Origin of the sequence: Streptomyces sp. NRRL S-337 (assembly GCF_000720175.1) — a bacterium.
Taxonomy (GTDB): domain Bacteria; phylum Actinomycetota; class Actinomycetes; order Streptomycetales; family Streptomycetaceae; genus Streptomyces; species Streptomyces siderophoricus.
Genome location: NZ_JOIX01000150.1, coordinates 1 through 4286 on the forward strand (window position 1 = coordinate 1; position 4286 = coordinate 4286).

The window sequence follows — 4286 nt, forward strand, 5'->3', positions numbered from 1 at the left end:
AAGCAGAAGACGGCATACGAGATAGGAGTCCGTCTCGTGGGCTCGGAGATGTGTATAAGAGACAGGTAGGGGCTGGTGCGGCGGTTGGGGTGGGGTCCTGGGTGGGATCCGGGGTGGGGCCACCTCGTGGTAGAGCCGGGAGCAACCCGTCGTAGAGCCGAAGCCATCTCGTCGTAGCCGGAGCCATCTCGTCGTAGAGCTGGAGCCATGGCGTCGTAGAGCTGGAGCCATCGCGTCGTAGCGACGTGTGCAGACGCGTCTCCGCTGTCGTGGGGTTATTCGTCGTAGGGGGCGTCCGCCGGCCGGGGCCCGTGGGTGGCCGGTCCGCTACTCTGCCGCCATGTCCACCCCGGGGGAGCCCTCTCAGCCGTACGGCCTGCCGCAGCCCAACCCTTACGGCCAGGCCCCGGCACCACCGCAGAATCCGGTGCCCGTGCAGCAGAATCCTTACGCCCAGCAGAATCCCGTGCCCGGCCAACCGGATCCGGCCGCCGGGCAGCAGGCGCCGATGCAGCCGCCGGTGCAACCGCCGTCGCAGCCACCCGTCGGCCACTACGGCTACCCGCCGGCGGGCATGGGTGCGCCCGGTGCACCCGCCGGGACGGGCGGTGTTCCCGGCGGCAGCCCCAGCGGCAATGGCGGCGGCAGTGGCGTCGGCCGCGGTGTCTCCGGCTGGCTGTGGGCGATCGGTGGGGCGGTCGCCGCCTCCGCGATCTGGGGTTCGCTGCTGTTCGCCACCGGAGGTTTCTCCTCCGAGCCCAGCGCCGACCTCGCGGGCTACGCCTACACCGATGACCTGTGTGCGGCCACCTCGATGACGCCCTTCGAGAACGCCCACTACAAGACCAAGGCGAACACCGGCTCCTCCTCGAAGGACGCCAACCCCCAGCACAGCGGGGCCCGGCAGAAGTCGATGGACACCATGTGGTGCAACGTTTCACTGGAGCAGGAGAACGCGAGCTCCGCCACCTACTCCTCGACCTGGCTCTACACCAGCGCCACGTTGCACCGGAAGGCCGACCCGGCACCGGAATTCGCCGACAACTACCGTGCGTACGAGAAGCAGGAGACCTCCGTCGGCTACAAGGTCGAGTCCGTTCCGGGCATCGGCGACGAGGCCTATCTGGTGACGCGGAACGACATGAGCAGTGACAGCGGTTCCTACGTGATCCTCGGGGTGCGGGACGGCTGGATGACCTACCAGTCGACGTGGTCGAGCTACGCCTCAAGCGGCAGTTCCGGCAAGCAGCCCACCTCCGACGAGGTCGCAACGATGCTCAAAACCAGCGCGACGGAGACCCTCAAACGCCTGCAGAACGCACGCTGAGCCGAGCGGGGCTGGGCGGGGTAGGCGGGTCTGCTGGGCGGGGTAGGCGGGTCTGGGCTGGGCGGGGGGGTAGGCGGGGCTGGGCTGGTCGGGGCTGGTGACGGGAGACAAACGGAATTCCCCGGTGCAATTCCAAGCACCGGGTCTCAGCGGGACCACGCCCCAGCAGGCCCCTGCCGCAGCAGTACGCGCCTCAGCGGGACCGCGCCGCCCGGGCAATCGTCACGACTGCCTTCTCCAGGGCGTACTCGGGGTCGTCCCCGCCGCCCTTGACCCCCGCATCGGCCGCCGCCACCGCGCGCAGCGCCGTCGCCACACCGTCCGCCGACCAACCTCGCATCTGCTGCCGTACCCGGTCGATCTTCCACGGCGGCATGCCCAGTTCGCGGGCGAGGTCGCCGGGGCGGGCGCCGCGGGGCGCGGAGGCCAGCTTGCCGATGGCCCGGACGCCCTGGGCGAGCGCGCTGGTGATCATGACGGGCGCGACACCCGTCGCGATCGCCCAGCGCAGCGCCTCCAGGGCCTCGGCGGCCCGGCCCTCGACGGCACGGTCCGCGACGGTGAAGCTCGACGCCTCGGCCCGACCCGTGTAGTACCGCCCGACGATCGCCTCGTCGATCGTGCCCTCGATGTCGGCGACGAGCTGCGCACACGCCGAGGCCAACTCCCGCAGATCGCTGCCGATCGCATCGACCAGCGACTGGCACGCCTCGGGCGTCGCCGACCGCCCGACCGTACGGAACTCCCCCCGCACGAACGCCAGCCGGTCGGCCGGCTTCGTCATCTTGGGACAGGCCACTTCCCGCGCCCCTGCCTTACGGGCGGCGTCGAGCAGACCCTTGCCCTTGGCGCCGCCGGCATGCATCAGCACGAGCGTGATCTCCTCCGCGGGCGAGCCGAGATACGCCTTGACGTCCTTGATCGTGTCCGCGGACAGGTCATGGGCCGAGCGCACCACCACGACCTTGCGCTCGGCGAACAGCGAGGGACTGGTCAGCTCGGCGAGGGTGCCGGGCTGGAGCTGGTCGGGGGTGAGGTCGCGCACATCGGTGTCCGCATCGGCCGCGCGGGCAGCCGCCACCACCTGCTGCATCGCACGCTCCAGCAGCAGGTCTTCCTGCCCCACCGCGATCGTCACGGGGGCAAGCAAATCGTCGTTAGCTGTCTTCCTGGCCATCGCGATCCAGCATCCCACGCCCCACCGACAACGCCGCCCGGCCCGCCCCCGGTCCGCTCCGCCAGGGCCCTGACGTGGCTACGGCCTTCACGTCGCTACGGCCCAGACGTCACTACGGCCCAGACGTCACCAGGGCCCTGACGTCGAGGTCTCGGCGTGACGTACGGACCCGCGCACCGAGAGCCGGGCTCCCGACGGGGACAATGGCCTGATGAACGACCACGCCGCCGCCCCCCAGCATCGCACTCACCGCGAGCACCACGCGTCTCCCTCCGCCCCGACGCCCTCCCCCGTGCAGGTGCGCCACGTCCTGGTCCTGCCCGACCGCGACGCCGCGGAGGAGGTCGCCGAGGCCCTCGTCGAACGCTTCGGCGTCACCGAGGAGCCCCAGCTCGTACGGGACGCCCTGGCCGGCGAGGACGACGCCGAGGACGCCCAGTGGCTGGTGGTGGTCGAAGATCCGGACGCCCGCCACGACCCGGCACGGTTGGACGACCTCGTGGCGGAGTTCGAGGGCTGGCGCGAGGCCGAGTAACACCACCGGCATGCCCCTGGCCTGCTCCACGGCCGGCCACGCTGCCACCGGTATGCCCGCCCGACACCGGATTGCCCACCTGCTCCGCCCGACCCGCCTGACCCGCCTGACACCGGTTTGCCCGCCTGCTCCGGCCGACCGCTCCTACGGGCCCGCCCCGCCCACCGCCAGGCGGCGGAGGCGGCGGAGGCGGCGGAGGCGGCGGAGGCGGCGGAGGCGGCGGAGGCGGCGGAGGGAGGCTCTCACCCAGCCGCGGCCCCCACCACCGGCTCCCGGTCCAGCACCACCCCGAAGTGCTCCCGATAGGCGGCCAGTACCTCTCCCGCCGCCAGCTCACGTTCCTCCCGCACACCGTCCGCCCCGGTGATCACGAGTGTGCGGCCGGAGAGCGTGATCCGGCCGGTCTCGGTCAGCCGTGAGCACACCAGGGACCGGGTGAAGTGGGAGGTCGGCGAGGTGCGGTTCCACCAGCAGCCGACCTCGAAGTCCGCCAGCGCACGCGGCCGTTGTTCAAGCCGGTACTGCGGCGAGCCGTCCCTCAGTACGTCCACGTCCCCCTCCGCCGTCTCCTCCAGCCGGAAGGTCCCACCGGGATCGGCCTGCTCCTCGCGGCTGTCCCAGCGCAGCGGAAGGTGGCTGTGCCGGCCGAAGCCGACATCCGCCAGCCACGGCCCGCTCGGCGTGTGGACCCGCAGCGCAAGGTGGTCGTACGGGATGCCGAGGCGTCCCTCGGCACCGAACACACGCGCCGACAACAACTCGACCTCGTACCCGAGGGCCCGCAGCAACCCGGCGAACGCACCGTTGAGTTCGTAACAGAACCCACCGCGCCGGGCACCGACGATCTTGTCCAGCAGCGGCTGCTCAGCCAGCACGATCTCCTCACCGAGGTGGATGGCGAGGTTCTCGAAGGGCACCGCCCTCAGATGCCTGAGATGCAGCGCAGCCAACGCCCCCGCATCAGGGACCCCGGGCCGCACTGCCCCGATGCGCTCCAGGTAGGCATCAGCCGCCGCCTCGTCCATCTACCCCGCCTCCGCTCGTCCCGTATCTCTCCACCGGCACGCAGCTCCGCCGTCCCCACCAGTGCGAGCCTCATTCTGAAGCCTACAGAGCCAGGACCGGCCGAAACGGGAGGTCAAGGCGCCGACGGCCGCGACGAGCGCAACCGTGGAACCCTGGAACCGCCCGCGGGCAACCGAGGGCTCGGGGCTCCGCGGATCGGTGGATCGGGGGCTCGGTGGATC

The 4286-nt window shown here is 71.3% G+C and carries 4 protein-coding genes; 2 read left to right on the forward strand and 2 right to left on the reverse strand.

Annotated features, from left to right (window positions below; all coding sequences use genetic code 11):
* Positions 1–340: 340 nt before the first annotated feature.
* Positions 341–1327, forward strand: a complete 987-nt coding sequence (locus tag IG62_RS42855) for a hypothetical protein (protein ID WP_234326946.1) — start codon at positions 341–343, stop codon at positions 1325–1327.
* A 193-nt stretch (positions 1328–1520) separates the two neighbouring features.
* Here IG62_RS42855 and holA read toward each other — a convergent pair whose 3' ends face one another.
* Entirely contained in the window at positions 1521–2504 is a 984-nt protein-coding gene (holA, locus tag IG62_RS0140700) for a DNA polymerase III subunit delta (protein ID WP_030816259.1), read from the reverse strand.
* A 292-nt stretch (positions 2505–2796) separates the two neighbouring features.
* On the opposite strand from holA, the gene IG62_RS0140705 reads away from it, so the two are divergent.
* Positions 2797–3039, forward strand: a complete 243-nt coding sequence (locus IG62_RS0140705; RefSeq protein ID WP_030816261.1) for a hypothetical protein — start codon at positions 2797–2799, stop codon at positions 3037–3039.
* Positions 3040–3281: 242 nt separating this feature from the next.
* Here the strand turns inward: IG62_RS0140705 and IG62_RS0140710 are convergent, their stop codons facing one another.
* Positions 3282–4064 (reverse strand): arylamine N-acetyltransferase family protein, encoded by a 783-nt coding sequence (locus IG62_RS0140710; protein ID WP_030816263.1) that lies wholly within the window; start codon positions 4062–4064, stop codon positions 3282–3284.
* Positions 4065–4286 lie beyond the last annotated feature (222 nt).